Here is a 1,595-nt window from a genome sequence, read left to right on the forward strand (position 1 = left end):
ATTTTGAAAGTCATAAAAGTTTAAGAATCAAGTTTAATCTGAAACGTTGATTGTTCGAAAGAACAAGAAACGTGAAAAGTAAAGATGACAAAAGTCATCACAAATTCACTGATCAAAATCAGCGCTTGAGAATAATCTTCACACAAAAATTTAAGTGACATAAGCGATCAGCTTATGTGAGTCGTAACTCATACTTAATTGCTTGAGACTAAAATTTTTTGGTCAAGCTATTAAGGGCTATTGGTGGATGCCTTGGCATTAACAGGCGATGAAGGACGCGAAACCTGCGAAAAGCTTCGGTGAGCTGGAAAAAAGCATTGACCCGGAGATATCCGAATGGAGCAATCCAACCAGAGTAATGTCTGGTTATCCTTAACTGAATCCATAGGTTAAGGAGGCGACACCTGCCGAACTGAAACATCTAAGTAGGCAGAGGAAAAGAAATCAAATCAGAGATTCCCATAGTAGCGGCGAGCGAAGTGGGAAGAGCCCAAACCACTAATTTATTAGTGGGGTTGTAGGACTCATCACAACGGCTAGTGAACTTTAGCAGAACATTTCTGGAAAGTTAGGCGATACAAGGTGAAAGCCCCGTATGCGAAAAAGAGAGCTAGTCAGATGAGCACCTGAGTAGGGCCGGACACGTGAAACCCGGTCTGAATCCGGAGGGACCACCCTCCAAGGCTAAATACTCGTTAATGACCGATAGTGAACCAGTACCGTGAGGGAAAGGTGAAAAGAACCCCTGTTAGGGGAGTGAAATAGAACCTGAAACCAATAGCTTACAAACGGTCGAAGGCCTATGCCCAATAATTTGGGAATGGCTGACGGCGTGCCTTTTGCATGATGAGCCAGCGAGTTGCGTTAAATGGCAAGGTTAAGGGATCTCATTCCGAAGCCGAAGCGAAAGCGAGTCTTAAAAGGGCGTTAAGTCATTTGGCGCAGACACGAAACCAAGTGATCTATCCATGACCAGGTTGAAGCAAGGGTAACACCTTGTGGAGGACCGAACTAGTAACTGTTGAAAAAGTTTTGGATGAGTTGTGGATAGGGGTGAAAGGCCAATCAAACTTGGAGATATCTTGTTCTCTTCGAAATAACTTTCGGGTTAGCCTCGGACAGCCCTTTACAGGGGTAGAGCACTGAATTCACGCGGGGGTCTTACCGACCTACCAAAGGAAATCAAACTCCGAATACTGTAAAGTCGTCCGGGAGATAGACAGCGTGGGATAAGCTACGTTGTCAAAAGGGGAACAGCCCAGATCGCCGATTAAGGCCCCTAATTCTATGCTAAGTGAGTAAGGAAGTGGAGTTTCTAAAACAGTTGGGATGTTGGCTTAGAGGCAGCCATCATTTAAAGAGTGCGTAACAGCTCACCAATCGAGAAACTCTGCGCCGATAATATCCGGGACTAAAGCATAGAGCCGAAATCGCGGGTTTATTCTGTTAAAGAATAAGCGGTAGGAGAGCGTAGTATGCAGCGTCGAAGATGTACCGTAAGGAGCGTTGGAGCGCATACTAGTGATAATGCATGGCATGAGTAAACGATAAAGGAGGTGAAAATCCTCCTCGCCGAAAACCTAAGGTTTCCAGGG

The 1,595-nt window shown here is 45.1% G+C and carries 1 rRNA gene; it reads left to right on the forward strand.

Annotated features, from left to right (window positions below):
• Positions 1 to 220 precede the first annotated feature (220 nt).
• Positions 221 to 1,595 (forward strand): 23S ribosomal RNA (locus BU804_RS10220); the annotation flags it as partial.

The sequence above is a fragment of the Candidatus Protochlamydia sp. W-9 genome (assembly GCF_001950615.1).
Lineage (GTDB): Bacteria > Chlamydiota > Chlamydiia > Chlamydiales > Parachlamydiaceae > Protochlamydia > Protochlamydia amoebophila.